Source organism: Halorubrum sp. SD690R (assembly GCF_005435035.1).
In the GTDB taxonomy this organism is placed as follows: Archaea; Halobacteriota; Halobacteria; order Halobacteriales; family Haloferacaceae; genus Halorubrum; species Halorubrum ezzemoulense.
The window spans coordinates 15,911-34,524 of the sequence record NZ_SGTV01000015.1; the positions used below are offsets into that span (position 1 = coordinate 15,911).

Here is an 18,614-nt window from a genome sequence, read left to right on the forward strand (position 1 = left end):
AGCGACGCGGTACACACTCAAGTCCCTCCCGGGCGACCGCCCCGCATGGACGACGCCGCCTTCCTCTTCGTCTCGGCCGACGCCGCGCTGATCGCCGATCTGGCGTGGCAGGTTCACCGCGAGGGCCACGACGTGAAGTACTACGTCGAGGCCGAAAGCGACCAGTAGATCGGCGACGGGTTCGTCCCGAAGACTGACGACTGGCGCGCCGAGGTCGACTGGGCCGACGTGACCGTCTTCGACGACATCTGGGTCGGTTCCGGCGTCGGTACGTGCGAACCCGCCTAGGAACGACGCGAACAGGGGGAGGCCGTCGTCGGCGGGACGCCGAACACCGACCGCCTCGAAGAGGACCGCGGCTACGCGACGGAGGTGCTCGAAGACCACGGCGTCAACACGGTCGAACACCACGTGTTCCGCGAGTTCGACGCCGGTATCCAGCAGGTCCAACGGAACCCCGGACCTTACGCGATCAAACCGCTCGGCGAGGTACAAAACGTCAAGCGCCTGCTGTACGTCGGCGACGAGGACGACGGGGGCGACGTGGTCGACGTCCTCCGCGCGTACAAGGAGGCGTGGGGGCACCGGATGTAGGGGTTCTAGCTCCAGCGGAAGGTCGAGGGCGTCGAGGTGGCGATCTGCGGCTTCTTCGACGGGAGCGAGTTTGTCGACCGCGTCAACTTCAACTTCGAGCACAAGAAGCTGTTCCCGGGGAACATCGGGCCCTCGACCGACGAGATGGGGGCCTCGATGTTCTGGGCGGGACGGAACAGGCTCTTTCGAGAGACGTTCGGGAAGCTCGAAGGGTGGCTCGCCGACGAGGGGTACGTCGGGAGCATCGACATCAACTGTATCGTCAACGAGACGGGGATCTACCCGCTGGAGTTCACGCCGCGGTTCGGATACCCGACGATCGCCCTCCAGGAGGAGTCGATCGAGTCGTCGACGGCCGAGTTCTTCCACGACCTCGCGCACGGCGACAAGCCCGAGCCCGACCTCCACGACGGCTACCAGATCGCCGTGCGAGTCGTGCTGCCGCCGTTCCCGTTCGACGACGAGCAGACGTACGACGAGAACTCGCGGAACGCCGCCGTCGTCTTCGACGCCGCGGACAGAGCGGGGATCCACATCGAGGACGCGAAGCGGGTCGACGGCCAGTGGCGCGTCGCCGGCGAGAGCGGGATGCCGATCGTCGTCACCGGGAAGGGAGAGACGATGGGGGCGGCGCGCAAACGGGCGTACGGGCGCATCGACGACGTCGTGATGCCGAAATGTACTACCGCGACGACATCGGCGAGCGCTGGATCGACGGCGACGGCGACCGGCTTCAGGCGTGGGGGTACCTCGGCCCGTGACGCGCGGGTCGGTCCGACCGGCGCCCGAGACAGGGCCGCGAGGCTCCACGAGTTTTTAACGGTCCGGCGCAACTACACGTGGTATGCCGAAGTACTCGACGGGCGGCGGCGGCGGCGGCGACGACGGCGACGCGTGCGAGCTCTGCGGGCGCGAGACCGCGGACCTCCGCAAGGCGACGGTCGCCGGCGCCAAGCTGCTCGTGTGTTCGAACTGCCGCCCCCACGACGACGCCGGCAACGCCCCCAGCGACCGCGGCGGTCCGAGCGGCGGGTCGCGGGGCGGGAGCCCCGGCGGCGCCGGCTCCGAGTCGCAGCCGACGGAGAGCCGGAACAAGGAGCTCGCCCGGAAACAGGCGAAGATGTACGACTCCGCGACCGGCGACTCGAAGCGCTGGGAGGAGGAGGGGACGAGCTACGAGTCGGACCGGCTGCCGTACCTCGTCTCCGGCTACGGGGACGTCGTCACCGAGGCGCGGCAGGACGCCGGGCTGACGGTCGAGGAGGTCGCGGCCGAGTTGGAAGTCGACGAGGACGACCTCCTCGCGGTCGAGGACGGCCGGGCCGCGACCGCCAACGTCGGCGGCTCTGTCGTGCGCGCGCTCGAAGAGCGATTCGGGATCGACGTCGTCGACGAGTGACTCTGACCGAGACGCGCGGATGAAGGCGATCAAAGACAGCGTCCACGGGCACGTCCGGCTCGGCGACCTCGCCGCCGAGCTGGTCGACACCCCCGCGTTCCAGCGGCTGCGACACATCAAGCAGCTCTCCACGGTCCGGCTCGTCTACCCCTCCGCGAACCACACGCGGTTCGAACACAGCCTCGGCGTCTACCACCTCGCGGGCCGCGCGGTCGATGGACTCGGCGTCGACGGCGACACCGCCGCGCACGTCCGCGCCGCGGCGATGCTCCACGACGTGGGACACGGCCCGTACGGGCACCAGACCGAGGGGATCATCCGGCGCGCGACCGGCCGCGACCACGACGACGTGGGGTGGCTGCTCACCGACGCCGACCGCGAGGTCTGTCAGGTCCTCGAACGCAACGGGCTCGACCCTGAGCGCGTCGCCGGCCTCATCGACGGCGCGGGCGCGCTCGGCCCCCTCGTCTCGGGCGAGCTCGACGTGGACCGCATGGACTACCTCGTGCGCGACGCCCACCACACGGGCGTCCCGTACGGCACCGTCGACACCGGCCGGCTCGTCACGGAGCTCCGGCTGGTCGGCGGGGACGGGGCCGGCGGGTCGGCCGACCTCGTCTCGGACCCGGGCCACACTGTCGACCTCGTCTTGGACGAGGGGAACGTTGCGACCGCGGAGAGTTTGCTCGTCGCGCGCTCGCTGATGAACGCCGTCGTCTACCGCCACCACGTCTCCCGCGTGGCGGGCGCGATGCTGGAGCGCGCCTGCGAGCGCTACCTCGGCCGGACCGACACCGACGCGGCGGCGTTCCGCCGGATGGCGGACCACGACCTCCTCGTCGAACTCCGCGAGCGCGTGCCGGCGCTCGGCGAGCGCATCGAGCGGCGCGACCTCTACAAGCGCGCGGTGTGGGCGGGGATCGACGAAGTGCCGGCTGGTACGGTCGACGCGGGGCGCGCCGAGGAGCGGACCGCCGAACGCGAGATCGCGGACGCCGCAGGGGTCGACCGCGACGCAGTGATCGTGGACATTCCCTCGCGACCGACCCTCAAGGAGTCCGGCTCCGCCGTCGTCGTCGACGGCGTCCCGCAGCGGTTGGAGGACGCCTCCGAACTCGTCACCGGGCTCCGCGCCGCCGAGCGCCGCCGCTGGACGCTCGGCGTCTACTGTCCCGCGGAACGCGTCGACCCGGTCGCGACCGCGGCGCGGGAAGTATTGGGACTGCGCGCGACGGAGCGGCCCGCTCCCTGACCCCCGCCGACGGCGACGCCCCGGGGCTCGGGCGCCGCGGCGTGCTCTCGCTTCCGCCGCGACCGCGCGCTCAGTTTCGCCGCCCCTGATCGCACACCGCGGGCGTCACTCTTCGTTCGGTCCCGGAACCGCCAACACAGGTCGGTCGGCGTTCAACACGAGCGCCTGCGTCGTGCTGCCGAAGACCACCTTGCCGGCCGGACTCCGCTTGCGCCCGGACACGCAGATGAGGTCTGCGTCGATGTCGGTCGCGGCCGCGAGGATCTCCTCGCCCGGATCGCCGCTGGCCTCGTAGTGGACGCAGTTCACGCCGGCGTCCTCCAGAATCTCCCGGGCGCGCCGCACGGTCCCGATCTGGTGGACCGACGCGCCTTCCGGGTTGTCTCGGAACACGTGACAGAGGTGCGCGGTCACCTCGTCGGGATCGCCCGGGAGGTCGATCACCGCCTCGGCCTGTGCGATCGCTCGCGGCTCGTCGTCGAGTCCGATGCCGAGCAACACGTCGTACATACGCGACACTTCGCACGGTCGCCTCATAAACCGTGCCACGGATTCGCGGCTGACGGGAGCCGACCGGCGGCTTCCGGCGCCGCCGCGGCGGGAGCGACACTCACAGCCTTTTACCGGTTGCCGCCGAAGCCGGACGCATGATCACGGTCAAGGACACCGTCCACGACCACATCGAGATCGACGGTGTCGCCGCGGACCTCGTCGACACCCCCGCCCTCCAGCGGCTCCGCCACGTCAAACAGCTCGGCACGGTCCAGCTCGTCTACCCCTCCGCGAACCACACGCGGTTCGAACACAGCCTCGGCGTCTACCACCTCGCGAGCCGCGCGCTCGACCACCTCGGGATCGAGGGGAAGCGCGCCGACCGCATCGAGGCGGCGGCGATGCTCCACGACGTGGGGCACGGCCCGTTCAGCCACAACCTCGAATCGCTCACCCACCGCCGGACCGGGAAGTACCACGACGACGTCGACGAGCTGCTCGCGACCGGCGCGGTCGGCGAGGTGCTGCGCGACCACGGCCTCGACCCGGACCGGATCGCCGACATCGTCGCCGGCGAGGGGCCCTACGCCGGGCTCGTCTCGGGCGAGCTCGACGTGGACCGCATGGACTACCTCGTGCGCGACGCCTACCACACCGGCGTCCCGTACGGCACGATCGACACCGAGCGGTTCGTCCGTGAGCTGACGTTCGTCGAGCGCGGCGAGGTCGCGGACGGCGGGGAGAGCGCCGCCACCGACGGCGACGCACCGAACCGCCGCGGCCCGGAGCTCGTCTTGGACGAGGGGAACGTCCAGACCGCCGAGAGCCTGCTCCTCGCCCGCGCGCTGATGAACCCGGTCGTCTACACCCATCACGTCGCGCGGATATCGAAGGCGATGCTGCGTCGGGCCGCGACCGAACTCCTCGACGCGACCGCGACGACGGCGGCCGAGCTGCGCCGGATGGACGACCACGACTTCCTCGCCGCGATCCGCGACTGCCCGGGGACCGCGGAGCTCTCCCGCCGGTACGACGAGCGCGACCTGTACAAGCTGGCGGTGTGGGCCGAGTACGACGACGTGCCGGAGCGGGTCCACGAGGCGGACCGCGCGGCCGAGACGGCGCTCGAACGCGAGATAGCCGCGGAGGCGGGCGTCGCCCGCGACCACGTGATCCTCGACGTGCCCCCCGAGCCGACAATGCGGGAGTCGACCGCGCGCGTCACCGTCAACGGCGAGATCCGGCGGCTGGAGCGCCAGTCGCCGCTCGTCTCCGCGCTCCGGACCGCCCAGCGCAACCAGTGGCGCCTCGGGGTGTACGCCCCGGCACCGGCCACCGACCGCGTCGGCCGCGCGGCCGCGGACGTGCTCGGCCTCGACCCGGACGGGCTCGTGACCGAGGTGCGCGGCGCGATGCCGACGACGCTCGACGAGTTCGAGTGAGGTTTATGCCGTCGCCGACCGATCCGCCGGCGTGACCGACGACCACCGCGAGAACCGCCGGCTCTGGAACGAGTGGAGCGACGCGTTCCAGGCGCTGTGGAACGCCGACACGGACGAGTCCGGAGTTCCGCCGGTCCCGACGCCCTTCGACCCGGACAGCCACGCGGCGGCCGGCTCGGAGTTCCCGCCGCCGATAGCGGGCGCGGACGTCGTCGAACTCGGCTGCGGCGGCGGCCAAGGGAGCGTGGGGACGGCGCTGGCTGGCGCCGACCGCGTGGTCGGCGTCGACATCGCCGAGGGGCAGCTCGATCACGCGCGCCGGCTCCGCGACTACTACGGCGTCGACGCCCGGTTCCTCCAGGGTGACGTGACCCGGATCCCGCTCGCAGACGACGCGTTCGACGCGGCGTTCTCCGAGGCGGCGTTCCAACTCGTCGCGGACCTCGACGCCGCGGTGCGCGAGGCGCGTCGCGTCCTCCGGCCGGGCGGCGCGTTCTACCTGTCGGTGATGCACCCGTTCCGGGAGCTGATCGACCCGGAAACCGGAAAGATCGACAGGGGGTATCACGCGCCGCCGCGGCGGGAGATCGAGATCGACGAGTCGTACGATGCCGACCTCGTCGCCTTCGACCGGTCGGTCTCCGAGCTCCACCGCGCCCTCGTTGACGCGGGGTTCGACGTCGAGCGTGTCGTGGAGCCGGAGCCCGCGGGCGGCGAGACGACGAGCGAGGGCGACGCCGCGTCGGCCGCCGAGCCACGGGCGCTCCTCCCGGACACGCTCGGGTTCTGGGCGCGGCTCGACGCGCCCTGACGCCCCTGCTCGGAGGTGCCGCCGCTCGGTGCCGCTCCCACGACGTTTTCCCCGCGGCGCGACGAGCCTCCGGTATGTATCTTGAAGGGACGATCCTCGTCGGCCCCAACTTCGAGCCGGTCGAGGGCCGGGTCGTCGTCGCGGACGGCGAGGTCGTCCGGGTCGAGGAGGCGACCGTCGAGAGCGACGACGTGATCCTCCCGGCGTTCGTCAACGCGCACACCCACATCGGCGACTCGATCGCCAAGGAGGCGGGCGCGGGCCTCTCACTCGACGAGCTGGTCGTGCCGCCGGACGGGCTGAAACACCGGCTCCTCCGGGCGGCCGACCGCGGGCAGAAGGTGGCCGCGATGGCGCGCACGCTGCGGTACATGGAGTCGACCGGCACGGGGACGTTCCTCGAGTTCCGCGAGGGGCGCGTCGACGGCGTCGCCGCGCTCCGCGACGCGGTCGCCGGAGCGGGCGTTCCGTTCGGCGAGCGGGCGATCGACCCGGTGGTCTTCGGGCGCGACGACCCCGACGTGCTCTCCGTCGCTGACGGGTACGGCGCCTCCGGCGCCCGCGACGCCGACTTCGACGCGGTCCGGACGGCGACGCGGGACGCAGGCAAGCCCTTCGGGATCCACGCCGGGGAGCGCGACGCCGACGACATCAACGCCGCGATGGACTTAGCGCCCGACTTCCTCGTCCACATGGTCCACGCCGAGCCGATCCACCTCGAACGGCTCGACGACCGCGGGACGCCGGTCGTCGTCTGCCCCCGGTCGAACCTCGTCACCAACGTCGGCGTGCCGCCGATCCGCGAGCTGAGCGAGCGAACGACCGTCGCCCTCGGCACGGACAACGTGATGACCGACTCGCCCTCGATGTTCCGCGAGATGGAGTTCGCGGCGAAGCTGTCCGACCTCCCGGCCCGAGCGATACTGCGCATGGCGACGGCCAACGGCGCGGAGATAGCCGGGGTGGACCGCGGCGTGATAGAGCCCGGTGCCGACGCCGACCTGCTCGTCCTCGACGGCGACTCCGACAACCTCAGCGGCGCTCGCGACCTCGTCCGCGCGGTCGTCAGGCGGGCCGGACAGGCAGACGTCTCGCGGGTCGTCATCGGCGGCAAGCAGGTCGTCCCCCGCGACGACTGAATCGCGCTCTCGCCTTCCGCCGCGACTCCTCGCTCGCTCCGCTCCCGGTCCGATTCCGCACCGCGCCGACGGGATGAAATGGCTTCCGAGCGTACGACCGCGCGATGACGACGCTCTCGTTGCTCGCCGGACTCGCGCTTGGACCGATCGTCGGTCTCGTCGCGACGCTCGCGATGGATCAGGTGATGCCTCGGCTCCCCGAGGGGACGACGGCCCCGAAGGTCGCCGCCGGCGTGCTCACGGACACGCCGGTCGACGACGCGCCCGAGCGGCTGGCGACGTGGGTCCACTACGTCGCCGGCGGCGGCTCCGGCCTGCTGTTCGTCGGGCTGGCGGCCGCGACCGGGTCGCTGCTCGGTCTCGGTCCCCTCGTGGCCGTCGCGGTCGCCGGGGTCGTCCAGCTCGCGCTGATGGTCGGCTTCTTCGCGCTCGTCCCGCTGCCGCGCGCGTCGGGGCTCCCGCGTCAGCGGCTCGGTCGGGTCCGGCGCGACTGGGCCGTCTCCGCGGCGGCGTACGTCGTCGTCGCCGCCGCGATCGTCGGGGTCGCGACCGGGATCTGAGCGGCGGTCGCCGGCGGCGACGCGGCGGCCGCGTCCCGGGAGAGAAACGGTTTAGTCGCTGGCTCCGGCCGGATCGGGTATGCACGCAATCACTCGATCCGGGTGGATCGAGGTCATCTCGGGGTCGATGTTCTCGGGCAAGACGGAGGAGCTGCTCCGCCGGCTCCGGCGGTCCGAGATCGCCGGCCAGTCGGTCGCCGTCTACACGCCCGCGATCGACGACCGCTACGGCGAGGCGACGATCGGGAGCCACACGGGCCGGCAGTGGGAGGCGACCGTCGTCGAGAACGAGGGAGACGGGCCGCTCGACATCCTCGACGACGACCCCGCCGAGGTCGTCGCGATCGACGAGGCGAACTTCTTCTCGGACGCGCTCGTCGAGGTCTGTAACGCCCTCGCGGACCGCGGCAGCCGCGTGATCGTCTCGGGCACCGACCAGACGTTCCGCGGCGAGCCGTTCGAGCCGCTCCCGCAGCTCATGGCGACCGCCGAGTACGTCGACAAGCTCCAGGCCATCTGCTCGGTCTGCGGCGAGCCCGCCTCTCGGAACCAGCGGCTCATCGAGGGGGAGCCCGCCCACGTCGACGACCCGACGATACTCGTCGGCGCCGAGGAGTCCTACGAGGCGCGGTGCCGCGACTGTCACGTCCTCCTGACCGGCGACCGCCCCGACGCGGAGCGACCGTTCGAGAGCCCGGAGGCCGACTCCGCGAACGACTGAGCCGGTCCCGCGACGCCGCCCCTCGACGGTGGGGACGAACCGCGGCTCAGTCGGGCCCGTTCGCCAGCCGATAGGCCCAGAGGTGGCCGCCGCCGTCCGGTAGATCGATCGGTCGATACGTCCGAATCAGCGCGGTTCCGTCGGCGAGCGCCAGCCGCTCGTCGTCGACCGGCTGCCGGGCGTCGACGATCCGCTCGATCCCGTCGACGAACCCCTCCGGATCGGCGAACCGCCTGCTCAGTTGGACGGCGAGTTCCCGGCAGTCGCGCCCGGCGGCGGCCTCCGGGTCGCCGTCGATGTCAAACAGCTCGTACACCCGCTCGTTCGCGCGTATCACGCGCCTGTCCCCGTCCTCGACGAGCATCCCGACGGGGAGCGCGTCCAGCGCGGTCGACAGGACGGCGTTCGTCCGCTCGATCTCGCGCTTCCGGGCCTCCGCCTCGGTGACGTCCTCGAACTGTGAGAAGACGCCGATCACCGCTCCGTCCTCGTCGGTCACCACCTGGTTGTGCCACGCGCAGCGGATCCGCTCCCCGTCGCTGCGGACGTTCTCGTTGACGCTCTGGTACCCGCCCTTATTCGCGAGCAGGTCGCGTTCGAGCACCGCGACGTGTCGGCGTTCCGTCTCGGGAACGAACGGGAGCCACGTCCCGCCGAGGAGTTCGGACTCCTCGTAGCCGAGGATCTCCTCGGCGGCGGGGTTCACCCGAACGATCCGGAACTCGTCGTCGTACTCGATCGTTCCCAGCGGTGACTGGCCGATGAACCGCGACAGCCGCTCTTGGCTCGCGGCGAGCGCGGCCCGCGACCGGTGTTGGTCGACAGCGTTGCGGACGCGGTTGGCCAACACCTCGTACTGGTCGTTTCCCCCGCGCTTCTGGATGTAATCGGTCGCGCCGACGGAGATGGCCTCGCTCGCTATCTCCTCGCTCCCCTTCCCGGTGAACAGGACGAACGGGGTGTCGACGCCGTTGTCGCGGGCGCGCTGGAGGAAGGCCAACCCGTCGGTCTCGGGCATGTCGTAGTCGGAGACGACGCAGTCGATCGGCGCCGACTCCAGCGCGTCGAGGGCGTCCTCGACGCTCGTCTCGGAGCTGACCTCGAACGTCTCGTCGATCCGTTCGAGATACGTCGCGGTCAGATCGAGGAAGGCCGGGTCGTCGTCGACGTGGAGGACGCGGACCGTCGACGGGTCGTCCGACTTGGGGTCCGCTGGAGGCCCCGTCATGCGCACTCATACCGCGACCTGCGCAATATACGTTCGGGTCCGTTTATCAAACGGTTCGGGCGGGCGGTCGGCTCACTCCGCGGCCGCTTGGTCGTCCCCGTGCCCGCCTGCGATCGCCGGGTCGGATTCGCGCTCGTCCGCTGCCGTCGAGTCGTCGACCGGGAAATCCCCGTCCGCGGTCGCGAGCCGGAACAACCCCACGAGCGCGCCGGCCGCGATCAGCGTTCCCTCGACCTTCGCGGCCGCGTACACCCACTCGCGCGGCTCCGCCTCGCCGGCGTTCCGGTAGAGCGCGCGAGTCCAGAGCGCGACGACGCGGCGCGGCGCGACGGCCTCGATCAGTCCGCCGAGTCCGGCCACCAACAGCAGTAGCGCTTTCATACGCCCCCTTCGTCGGGGGCCCTCAAAAGCGGCCCGGGGACTGCGGCGTCGTTCGGCGTCGGTCCCTCAGCCGTCCGCTACCGGCTCAGCGGCGTCGAGATACCGCCGACAGGTCGCGGCCGCCCACTCCCGCACCGCGGCGTCCCCCGTCCACAGCAGGGCGGCGACCCCCGCTCCGTCGATCAGCCCGACGGCCGCGCGGTCGTCGGCGAGGACGACCGCGATCGGGGACTCGCCCTCGTGGCGGTACGCGTCGACGCCGCGGTCGGCGAGCGCGCGGCGGACGACCGCCCCCGTCGTTCCGGTGAGGCGGTCGGCCGCGGAACCGGTGAACACGACGCGGCCCTCGCTCGGCGCGGTCGCGTCGGCGGCGGCGCCGGATTCGTGCGCCTCGTCTCCCGCCGATAGCGACGCGTTCAGTCGCCCGGCGAGGTCGGCGTCGAACCGCGGCACGACCGCGACGACGCTGTCGGACCCACCGATCAGCTCGGCGAGTCGGCCCACGGGCGTCGGCGAACCTTCCGGCTCGTCGGCGCCGTTGGCCGAGCCGCTCGCGCGTTCGACGATCGCGGTCCGATCGCCGAGGCCCGCGGGGTCGCAGTCGACGGCGCGCGCTACGATCGACCGGAGGACCGCCGCGGGCGACGCGGAGCCGTCGTCGCTCACGCGTCTCGCTCGTCCGCGGCGGTCGCGTCGCTCTCGCCGCCCGGCCACCTGTCCGGCGCGTCCGGGCGCGTCGGGTACGACTGCCGGCCGCCGCTCGCCTTCCGCGCGAGCAGCCGCGCGGTGGCGCGCCGGCGGTCGTCCGGGCGCTCCGCCGTGGTCTCGTCGTAGTAGCGCACGCTCAAGGCCAGTCCGGCGCGGAGCAGCTCGTTGGCCGCGAACCGGTATCGGTCGTCGCTCGGTCCCGACGGCGACGGGTCCGCCGACCGGAGGTGCCCCTCCACGAAGAGGTAGCCGCCCGGCGCGAGCGCCTCGACGAGGTCCGCGAACCGACCGAGCGCGTGGAAGAAGCTCATCGTGATCACGTCGTACGCCTCCGTCGGGAAGCCGTACGTCGAGATGTCGGCGCGGACCGCCTCGATCCGCCCGCCGATCCCGCGCTCGGCGGCGCGGTCGCGGACGACGCGGAGCCCCTCCGCCGACGCGTCGAGCGCGTCCACCTCGCGTCCGCGGTCCGCGAGGAACACGGCGTTGCGGCCGGTCCCCGCAGCCACGTCGAGCGCGCGACCGTCGGGGAGCGACGGCTCGTAGGCGCGAAGCACGGGGGACGGCTCCGGCGCGCGCGGGTACTCGCCCGACGCGAACCGCTCGTCCCAGTCGGTGTCGGTCACGGGCGCCCTTCGCCGCGCCGCGGCGTAAACCTCAGGGGCGTCTCGCCCGGACTGCGGGTATGAACGAGACCGAGGCCCCCGCCGAGCGACTGAACGCGCTCCTCGGCGACCGCGACGAGACGCTCGCGACCGCGGAGTCGCTCACCGGCGGGCTGGTCGGATCGCGGGTGACGGACGTGCCGGGCGCGAGCGCCTACTTCGACCGCGGCTTCGTGACGTACACCTACGACGCGAAACGCGAGCTGCTCGCCGTCTCCCGCGAGTCGCTCGACGCCCACGGCGCCGTGAGCGACCCCGTCGTCCGCGAGATGGCGGCGGGCGCCCGAGACCGGGCGAACGCGGACTGGGCGGTCGCGACGACCGGTATCGCCGGCCCGACGGGCGGCACCGACGAGAAGCCGGTGGGTCTCGTCCACTTCGGCGTCGCGCACGCCGCCCCGTGGGGAACCGGGGAGTCGTTCGTCCGGACCGAGCGGGCCGTCATCGACGGCGACCGCGACGCGGTGAAGCGGGGCGCCGCCGAGCGCGCGCTCGACGCGGTCGTCCGTGCGATCGAGGACGCCGACGGCTGAGCGACCGACGACGCCGCTCTCCTCGTCGTCGAGACGGTGTCCCGGCGATCGTCGGTGCCGGTGACCGTCGTCCGGTGAAGCGTTCGCGCCGTCAGTCGATGTAGGCGTTCCCGACGACGGCGACGAGCAGCGCCGCGATCACGATCCACGTGAGCGGTTCGACCGCGAGGAGGCGGAGCGGCCGCGCGGCCGACTCGCCGAAGCCGAAGAGGGCGCCGCCGGCGAGCGCTACCGCCAGCACGAGCGCGCCGACGATTCCGGCCACGCCGAGCAGCGCCCGGTCCGACGAGTCCATGGCGGCGATCCGCGCGGGACGTATATAAACGGATCCCGAACGCGAGACAGCGGTCGACGCGCCGTCGGGAAGGCGGCGGGCGTGAAAACCCGCGCCGCCGCGTCCGGTGTCAGTGGAGGTACTGGAAGGCGATCTCGGTGTCATCCGACAGCTCTCGCTCCGTCCGCCACTCCCCGAGTTCGGTCGCGACGCGGCGCCACTCGACCGACTCCGACGGGATGGCCCCGACGAACCGGTCGAGTATCTGCCCGGCGTCGGCGTCGAGTTCGGCCGGCGTTATCACGAGGGTCTCGTCGCGGATCCCCCGCCCGACGCGGAGCCGGATCGCGTCCCCTTCTCGGATCTCGTGGTAGAGGTCCCTCGCGACCTTCCGGTCCGGGTGGTCGTACCTGAGGTCCTCGACCGCGTGGTGGAGCAGTCGCTGGACGGCGTCTCGGTCTCGGTTGTCGAACAGCGGGAGGGTCCGCCGGAACTCCCCGTCGCCCGTCGACTCGCTCATGGCGCCTCGTGGGACCCGTCGTCGCATAACGTCACCGGTGGACGCTGCGGGTGAGCGCGAAGATGAACAGGCCGATCATGAACGCGCCGACGAATCCTTCGGTGGCGGCGAGGAAACTGCCCGCGAAGTTCGGAACGGTCGCCGTGGGGCCGAATATCAGCGACGTGAACGACTGAACGCTCAACAGCCCGTATCCGAGCGGCGACGCGAACGGCGGGTCTGTGACGACCGCGGCGAAGAGCGCCGCGTAGACGACGACGGTGACGAGCGAGAATCCGATGGTGCGGCGCGGCTTCTCGCCGTACCCGCACGTGGCCGAGAGCGTGAGGTTCACCGCGACTAAGAACAGCAGTTTGAGCCGGCTGCGAAGCGACTCCTTGTGGGCGAACGCCCGGTCGACGTGCGTCCGGCGCCGGTAGTACATCTCCTTGATGAAAAACCGGGAGGCGGACTGGCTGTCGCCGACGCGCTCGGCCCCGTTCTTCGCCTTCAGGTACGTCACTTCGAGGTCCGACGCCTCGCCGTCGGCGAGCCAGCCCGCGAGCCGGCTTCGAACGCCGCCTCCGTCGGCCGGCTCTCCCGGACCCCCGCCCGATTCGTCGGCGGCGCCGCCGTCCGCGCCGGGCGCCTCGTCGGCGTCGTCCTCGATGGCGAACCGGTCCGCTTCGAGGCTGTACGTGTCGTCGACCGTCCCGCGGAACGTGTGTAACACCCACTCCGGAGCCAGCACGTACCGGTAGTTGGAGAAGTCGAAGCCGTCGAACTCGGTCCGGTAGAAGAGGAACCGCTCGAAGACGCCCTCCGAGTCGGCCATCTCGATATCCACGTCGCCGACCCTGCTCCGTCGGAGGTTGTAGTACACGGCGGCCCCGTTCTCCTGGACGAACCGGCCGCCGTCGACCGTCGTGCGCTCCAGGTTGATGGTGACGTCGCCGCCGGCCGTTCGCACGTTCTCGAACCGCGCCCGCTCGAACGTCGACTCCCGAAGCGTCGCGCTCGATCTGAACGTCGTCTCGACGAAGTGGACCGTCCCCCGGAACGCGGCGCTCCGGAAGTCGCCGTCGCCGACGAACGTCGCCCGCCCGAAGAAGGCCTCGTCCGTGAACTCGGCCTTCAGGAACCGCGCCGTGTCGGCGAACGTGGCATTCCGGAAGTCGCCCAGCCGGTCGAACGTCGACTTGTAAAACGACGCGTAGCTGTTGAAATCGACCGCCTTGAAGTACGTCGCGCCGCCGAACCGGATGTACGACAGCACCGCCTCGCCGTCGAACGTCGCGAACTGGAACTTCGCCTTGTCGCCGAACTCGGTCTCGGTGAACGACGCCTCGGAGTCGAAGTCGGCGTTCTGGTAGTGCGCGGGCTGCGCGAAGCTCGCCTTTTTAAACAACGCCTCGGCCGCGAACGCGCAGTTCATGAACACCGCGGCGTCCTCGAACTCGCACCGGTTGAACCGGCTCGTCCCGCCGAACTGGACGGTGCGGAAGTCGGTCCTCGCGTGGAACCGGCTGGCGGTGAAGGTCACGTCCGACCGGAACGCCGCGCGCTGGAACAGACACGCGCCCCGCCACGCCGACTCCTCGAACGAACAGGGGGCGCGGAACCGGGCCCGGTAGAAGTCGGCCACGTCGCCGAACCTGACGCGGTCGAAGCTCGCCGGCCGGGCGAACGTCGAGCCGCCGAACCGCGCGCTGTCCTCGAAGTCCGTCCCGTCGAAGACGGCGTCGCCGCGGAACGTCGCCCGCTCCGCCGACACGTCTTCGCCGAACTCAGCGTCGGTGAAGTCGGCGGCACCCTCGACCCGTATCTCGTCCATCAGGAGCGGCTGTCGGAGGACGGTCTGCTCCGCGAGGAACTCCCCATAGACGGTGACGTGCCGGAGGTCGATCGGGTGGTTGGTCACCCGGTCGAGGACTCGGTGTGAGACGTCGATCGTTCCGAACTCGGCCCCGACGAACCCGAGCGACGACGCCTCGCCGGTCGCCAGCTCCGACACCAGCGATTCGCACACCGACTCGTCGTCGATGCCGAGCTCCGCGCGCCGAGCGGGAGAAAGGTGGAACCGACAGCGGTCCGTCTCTCCCTCCGCCTCTCGGGGACAGGACCACCTCTCGTCGAGCGCGGCCGAACGACCGTGTTCCTCCTCCCACGCCACCGGGTCGAAGCTGTACGCACACGTTCCGACGGACACGACGTACCGGGCCGACGACAGCGCGGATAGTAAAACTACCTCACAGCACCGCCCGACGCGACCGCCGTCCGGCTAGAGGATGGTGTACGACGTCACGGTGTCGCCCCCGACGGTCACGTCGACGGTGATCCGATCGCCGACGGTCACGTCGGCGTAGGTCCCGGTCAGAGGTTTGCCGGGCACCTCCTTGCTGAACGCGTTGACCGAGACGTGGGCCATGTTGCGGAAGTTCGCGAACCCGGACTGGTGGATGTGCCCGCTTATCGTGCCGCGTCCGGACCCGAGCCCCTCGATGACGCGAAGCGTCTCCTTTCGGTCGGAGAGGAACGCGCGCTCCGGGTAGTGTCTGAACCAGTCGTTGTCCGAGATGTCGAAGGTCCCGAGCGGGTGATGGCTCAGGAAGAGCGGGTCGTCGTACTCCGCGCAGACGCCCGCCAGCCACTCGCGCTGGTCGGACCCGAGCTCGCCGCGGGCGCCCGGCGTCGCCTCCTTCGTCGAGTCGAGGTAGACAATCGGCACGTCGTCGGTCTCGATCACGCCGTGGAAACGGTCCTGGCCGAGCAGCGACGTGAGCTCCGCGCGGGTCAGTGTCTCGACATCGTGGTTCCCCAGCAGATACGTGACCGGGACCGGCGCGTCCGCGAATATCTCGCGGACCCGTTCGACGTTCGCCTCGTCGACCTCGGCCGAGCCGTCGTCTTCGATCAGGTCGCCCAACACAAAGATCCGGTCGAACGCGTCGGCGGAGACGGCCTCGAGCGCGTCGCGTAGCTCCCGCTCGATCTCGGCCGCGTGGCCGCTCCGCATGTGGACATCGGGAAACAGCGCGAATCGACCCATCGGTTACCAATGAGTCGACGCACCGCGGTCAAATAACTACGGATCGGCGCTCGCCGCGGGGAAAACGCCTCGCTGTCTCGGCGCCAGATCGCGTCGGGGAGTCGCCGCCCGACTCCTCAGAGAGTCGACGGCGTCCAGCAGAGCCAGGGCAGGGATTTGAACCCCGGAAGTCTCGATTACAAGTCGAGTGCATGAACCACCCATGCTCCCCTGGCGCGTGCGGCCGTACTCGGTCCTCCTATGAGTGCGTGTCGCTTTCCGCGAACCCGGCCGGAGTCACCGGCTTTCCTGATCGCCGCCGCGCTCGTCCTCGTCTTGGGGGTCCAGTGACTTCGTCAGTTCGACGCGGTGGAGGCCGTAGCCGCGGTCCGCGTAGAACGCACGGGCGCGGTCGTTGTCTGCCAGCGCCTCCAGCGCCACGCGGTCGGCGCCCGCCTCGACGAGCGCGCGCTCGGCCGCGTCGAGCAGCGCCGCACCGACCCCCTCGCCGCGCCGGTCCGGTCGCACGAAGAGGTTGCTGACGGTTCCGCGGACGGCGTCGCGGTCGTAGTCACCGCGTTCGAGCGAGAAGCCGACGAACCCGACGGGGTCCGGATCGCCGGTGTCCGCTTCGGCCGCGGCTTCAGGGTCGCGAGCGACCAGCAGGTCGCCGGTAACCACCGACTGCGCGACCCACTCGCGGACGGTCGCGCGGTTCGCCTCGCCGCGGAGCGTGGCGCCGTACTCGCGCTGCCCCGCGGCGAGCGTCACCCACATGTCGGTGACCGGGTCGACGTCGTCGGCGGTCGCCGGCTCGATCCGGGCGTCCGTCTCGGCCATGCGTTCGCGTTCGGCTCGCGACGTGTTGAGACTGCCGGCCGATGACTCGGCCTCGCCGTTGGCGCATCGAACGGCGGCCCAGCGACTCAGACCTCGCGGCAGTTCGGGCAGACGGCCTGCCCGTTCGCGGTGACGAGGTCGGGGACGAGCGCGCCGCAGCTCTCGCAGACCCCTTGCGTCGAGCCCTCGCTCGGCGCACCCGTCACCGGGTCGACGCCGTCTTCGCTTCCGGAGGGGCCGTCTCCCGAGGCGGCCGCGGCGGGCTCCGATGCCGTGGCCGGGTCCATCGTCGCCGCGGCGCTCCGCTCCGCGTCGGAGTCCGCCGCGGCCGCGGTCGACAGCACGGTCTCCTCCGGGTGGGGGTCGCCCGTCGCGGGTTCGTCACCGAAGCCGTCGGCGCCGGCGCCCGTCCGCGGCGCCCCCGCGGCGAGCGCGTCGCCGTCCGTGACGACGCCGACCGCCTCCCCGTCGTCGACGGCGACGACTCGGTCCGTCCCCTCGGCGACGAGCCGCTCTTCGAGCGCCGCGAGCGAGTCGTCCGGCGAGACCGTCGGCAGCGGCGGACTCATGGCCGCGCCGACCGTGGACGGCGGCCCCTCGGGCGACTCCCCGCCGTCGCCCGCCTCCAGCAGCACCTCGAGCGCGTCGCGGGCCTCCAGCCGTCCGACCGGCTCGCCGCCGCGCACGACCACCAGACAGTTCGTCTCCTCTTCGACCAAGAGCGCGGCCGCCTCCGGCAGCGCGTCCGACTCGCTGACGCCGAGGAACTCGCGGTGCATCACGTCATGAACCGTGGTGTCTGTTCGCATACGTTCCGGATCCGCTCCGACCGGCTAAAAGGTGCCCCCGGTAGCGTTTTATCCGTGCCCGGCCTACGCTTGCGATCGGTTCACATATCCGGCGGGGCGAGTCGCGTCCGGACGCCCTGCGGGCGCGCCCCGCCGACGAAAGGGAGCGTTCAAACCCTCCGACGTTCGAACTGGGACATGGCCATTCCCTCGTTCGTGATCGGGATCGCGGGGGGGACGGGCGCCGGGAAGACGACGGTCTCCCGGCTCGTCACCCGCGACCTCGGCGACAGCGTCACCCGGATCCCGCTGGACAACTACTACGAGGACCTCTCGCACCTCGAGTTCGAGGAGCGCAAGGAGGTCAACTACGACCACCCCTCGGCGTTCGAGTGGGAACTCCTCAGGGAGCACCTCGAAGCCCTCCTGGAGGGCCAGTCCGTCGAGATGCCGCAGTACGACTTCGAGATTCACAATCGGAAAGACGAGCGGATCACTGTCGAACCCACCGACGTCATCGTGCTGGAGGGCATCCTGGCGCTGTACGACGAGGACATAAACGACATGATGGACCTGCGGCTCTTCGTCGAGACCGACGCCGACGTGCGGATCCTGCGCCGGATCCGCCGGGACGTGATCGACCGCGGCCGCGACCTGGAGGGCGTCATCGACCAGTACCTCTCGACGGTGAAGCCCATGCACGAGCAGTTCATCGAGCCCTCGAAGAAACACGCCGACGTGATCATCCCGGAGGGCGCCAACAGCGTCGCGGTGAACCTCTTAGAGGAGAAACTGCGCGCCGAGGTCGAGGGCGACGCGGTCAGGAGTTGGGAGCGCGGCAGCCTCGAATCGGAGCTGGGCGAGAAGCGCTCGCTCGACATGGACGGCGACGATTAATCAGTTCGAAACGGTGGGTCTCTGGGCGTGGACGCCGGAGCGACGGTATCTGTCGCCGAAGCCCGTTCGTTTGCTTATAAACCGCTGCTCGTAGATCGACGCTGAACACTTCCTAAGCCCCAGCCGCGAGGACGCTGTACGCTCGCTGCGGTCCTCGTCGCTCGTGTTGCTCGCTCCTGCGGTCCTTACGTCGCCTACGGCGTCCTCGCGGCTGCCCCTTTGAGTCCCGTCCCGCGACCGCACCTCACGCCTCCCCAGCCTCGCCGCTCGCTCCCTCCGGTCGCTCGCGGCGTCCCTCGCGCGTGCTCCTCGCGGCCGCCTCCGGCGGCCACTCGGAGGCACGCGCCACCGCACCGTCATTTA

General features: G+C 71.1%; 20 protein-coding genes, 1 tRNA gene and 1 pseudogene. 10 read left to right on the forward strand and 12 right to left on the reverse strand.

Annotation, left to right across the window (positions count from 1 at the left end; translation table 11 throughout):
* Nucleotides 1-45: 45 nt before the first annotated feature.
* From EXE41_RS19630 to EXE41_RS10635, 3 genes and pseudogenes are all read left to right on the forward strand, one after another.
* A pseudogene (locus tag EXE41_RS19630) lies at nt 46-1,355 on the forward strand (phosphoribosylamine--glycine ligase).
* A gap of 83 nt (nt 1,356-1,438) precedes the next feature.
* Entirely contained in the window at nt 1,439-1,993 is a 555-nt protein-coding gene (locus tag EXE41_RS10630) for a transcriptional regulator (RefSeq protein ID WP_049933122.1), read from the forward strand.
* Between the two features lie 19 nt (nt 1,994-2,012).
* On the forward strand, nt 2,013-3,245 hold the full coding sequence (locus EXE41_RS10635) for an HD domain-containing protein (RefSeq protein ID WP_137690979.1): 1,233 nt from the start codon (nt 2,013-2,015) through the stop codon (nt 3,243-3,245).
* 105 nt (nt 3,246-3,350) lie between these two features.
* On the opposite strand, the gene EXE41_RS10640 is transcribed toward EXE41_RS10635, so the two are convergent.
* Nucleotides 3,351-3,755, reverse strand: coding sequence for a universal stress protein (locus EXE41_RS10640; protein WP_049933119.1), 405 nt, complete (start codon nt 3,753-3,755; stop codon nt 3,351-3,353).
* Nucleotides 3,756-3,892: 137 nt separating this feature from the next.
* Between EXE41_RS10640 and EXE41_RS10645 the strand changes: the two genes are divergently transcribed.
* The 5 genes from EXE41_RS10645 to EXE41_RS10665 all read left to right on the forward strand — a co-directional run bounded on the left by EXE41_RS10645 (nt 3,893) and on the right by EXE41_RS10665 (nt 8,410).
* Nucleotides 3,893-5,179 carry an HD domain-containing protein gene (locus EXE41_RS10645; RefSeq protein ID WP_137690980.1) on the forward strand — a complete coding sequence of 429 codons (1,287 nt, stop codon included), beginning with the start codon at nt 3,893-3,895 and terminating at the stop codon, nt 5,177-5,179.
* A gap of 31 nt (nt 5,180-5,210) precedes the next feature.
* A complete protein-coding gene (locus EXE41_RS10650; protein WP_137690981.1) occupies nt 5,211-5,990 on the forward strand; it encodes a class I SAM-dependent methyltransferase in 780 nt (259 codons plus the stop codon).
* A 74-nt stretch (nt 5,991-6,064) separates the two neighbouring features.
* Nucleotides 6,065-7,129, forward strand: coding sequence for an amidohydrolase family protein (locus EXE41_RS10655; protein WP_137690982.1), 1,065 nt, complete (start codon nt 6,065-6,067; stop codon nt 7,127-7,129).
* 104 nt (nt 7,130-7,233) lie between these two features.
* The gene (locus tag EXE41_RS10660; RefSeq protein ID WP_086216028.1) at nt 7,234-7,689 is read left to right on the forward strand and encodes a hypothetical protein; all 456 of its coding nucleotides are present in this window, start codon (nt 7,234-7,236) and stop codon (nt 7,687-7,689) included.
* Between the two features lie 79 nt (nt 7,690-7,768).
* Nucleotides 7,769-8,410, forward strand: coding sequence for a thymidine kinase (locus EXE41_RS10665; protein ID WP_086216027.1), 642 nt, complete (start codon nt 7,769-7,771; stop codon nt 8,408-8,410).
* A gap of 46 nt (nt 8,411-8,456) precedes the next feature.
* On the opposite strand, the gene EXE41_RS10670 is transcribed toward EXE41_RS10665, so the two are convergent.
* The 4 genes from EXE41_RS10670 to EXE41_RS10685 form a co-directional block, all read right to left on the reverse strand.
* Nucleotides 8,457-9,638, reverse strand: a complete 1,182-nt coding sequence (locus EXE41_RS10670; RefSeq protein ID WP_137690983.1) for a PAS domain S-box protein — start codon at nt 9,636-9,638, stop codon at nt 8,457-8,459.
* A gap of 72 nt (nt 9,639-9,710) precedes the next feature.
* On the reverse strand, nt 9,711-10,019 hold the full coding sequence (locus tag EXE41_RS10675; RefSeq protein WP_094583443.1) for a hypothetical protein: 309 nt from the start codon (nt 10,017-10,019) through the stop codon (nt 9,711-9,713).
* A gap of 66 nt (nt 10,020-10,085) precedes the next feature.
* The gene (locus EXE41_RS10680; protein ID WP_137690984.1) at nt 10,086-10,685 is read right to left on the reverse strand and encodes a hypothetical protein; all 600 of its coding nucleotides are present in this window, start codon (nt 10,683-10,685) and stop codon (nt 10,086-10,088) included.
* Entirely contained in the window at nt 10,682-11,353 is a 672-nt protein-coding gene (locus tag EXE41_RS10685) for a bifunctional 2-polyprenyl-6-hydroxyphenol methylase/3-demethylubiquinol 3-O-methyltransferase UbiG (RefSeq protein WP_086219777.1), read from the reverse strand. The genes EXE41_RS10680 and EXE41_RS10685 overlap by 4 nt, the downstream gene beginning before the upstream one ends.
* A gap of 59 nt (nt 11,354-11,412) precedes the next feature.
* Between EXE41_RS10685 and EXE41_RS10690 the strand changes: the two genes are divergently transcribed.
* Entirely contained in the window at nt 11,413-11,925 is a 513-nt protein-coding gene (locus EXE41_RS10690) for a CinA family protein (protein ID WP_086219776.1), read from the forward strand.
* Nucleotides 11,926-12,016: 91 nt separating this feature from the next.
* On the opposite strand, the gene EXE41_RS10695 is transcribed toward EXE41_RS10690, so the two are convergent.
* The 7 genes from EXE41_RS10695 to EXE41_RS10725 all read right to left on the reverse strand — a co-directional run bounded on the left by EXE41_RS10695 (nt 12,017) and on the right by EXE41_RS10725 (nt 17,375).
* Nucleotides 12,017-12,220, reverse strand: coding sequence for a hypothetical protein (locus tag EXE41_RS10695; protein ID WP_086216023.1), 204 nt, complete (start codon nt 12,218-12,220; stop codon nt 12,017-12,019).
* 109 nt (nt 12,221-12,329) lie between these two features.
* Complete coding sequence (locus EXE41_RS10700; RefSeq protein ID WP_049933103.1) at nt 12,330-12,719, reverse strand: hypothetical protein; 390 nt, start codon at nt 12,717-12,719, stop codon at nt 12,330-12,332.
* A 31-nt stretch (nt 12,720-12,750) separates the two neighbouring features.
* Entirely contained in the window at nt 12,751-14,907 is a 2,157-nt protein-coding gene (locus EXE41_RS10705; RefSeq protein WP_049933102.1) for a pentapeptide repeat-containing protein, read from the reverse strand.
* 72 nt (nt 14,908-14,979) lie between these two features.
* Entirely contained in the window at nt 14,980-15,747 is a 768-nt protein-coding gene (locus EXE41_RS10710; RefSeq protein ID WP_049933101.1) for a metallophosphoesterase, read from the reverse strand.
* 141 nt (nt 15,748-15,888) lie between these two features.
* Nucleotides 15,889-15,962 (reverse strand) — tRNA-Thr (locus tag EXE41_RS10715).
* A gap of 61 nt (nt 15,963-16,023) precedes the next feature.
* Nucleotides 16,024-16,566, reverse strand: coding sequence for a GNAT family N-acetyltransferase (locus EXE41_RS10720; protein ID WP_137690985.1), 543 nt, complete (start codon nt 16,564-16,566; stop codon nt 16,024-16,026).
* 86 nt (nt 16,567-16,652) lie between these two features.
* Nucleotides 16,653-17,375, reverse strand: a complete 723-nt coding sequence (locus EXE41_RS10725; protein ID WP_086219773.1) for a CBS domain-containing protein — start codon at nt 17,373-17,375, stop codon at nt 16,653-16,655.
* Between the two features lie 177 nt (nt 17,376-17,552).
* Here EXE41_RS10725 and udk point away from each other — a divergent pair, with 177 nt between their 5' ends.
* Nucleotides 17,553-18,251: a uridine kinase gene (gene udk, locus EXE41_RS10730; protein WP_086216020.1), complete on the forward strand. Its 699-nt coding sequence runs from the start codon at nt 17,553-17,555 to the stop codon at nt 18,249-18,251.
* Nucleotides 18,252-18,614: the final 363 nt, after the last annotated feature.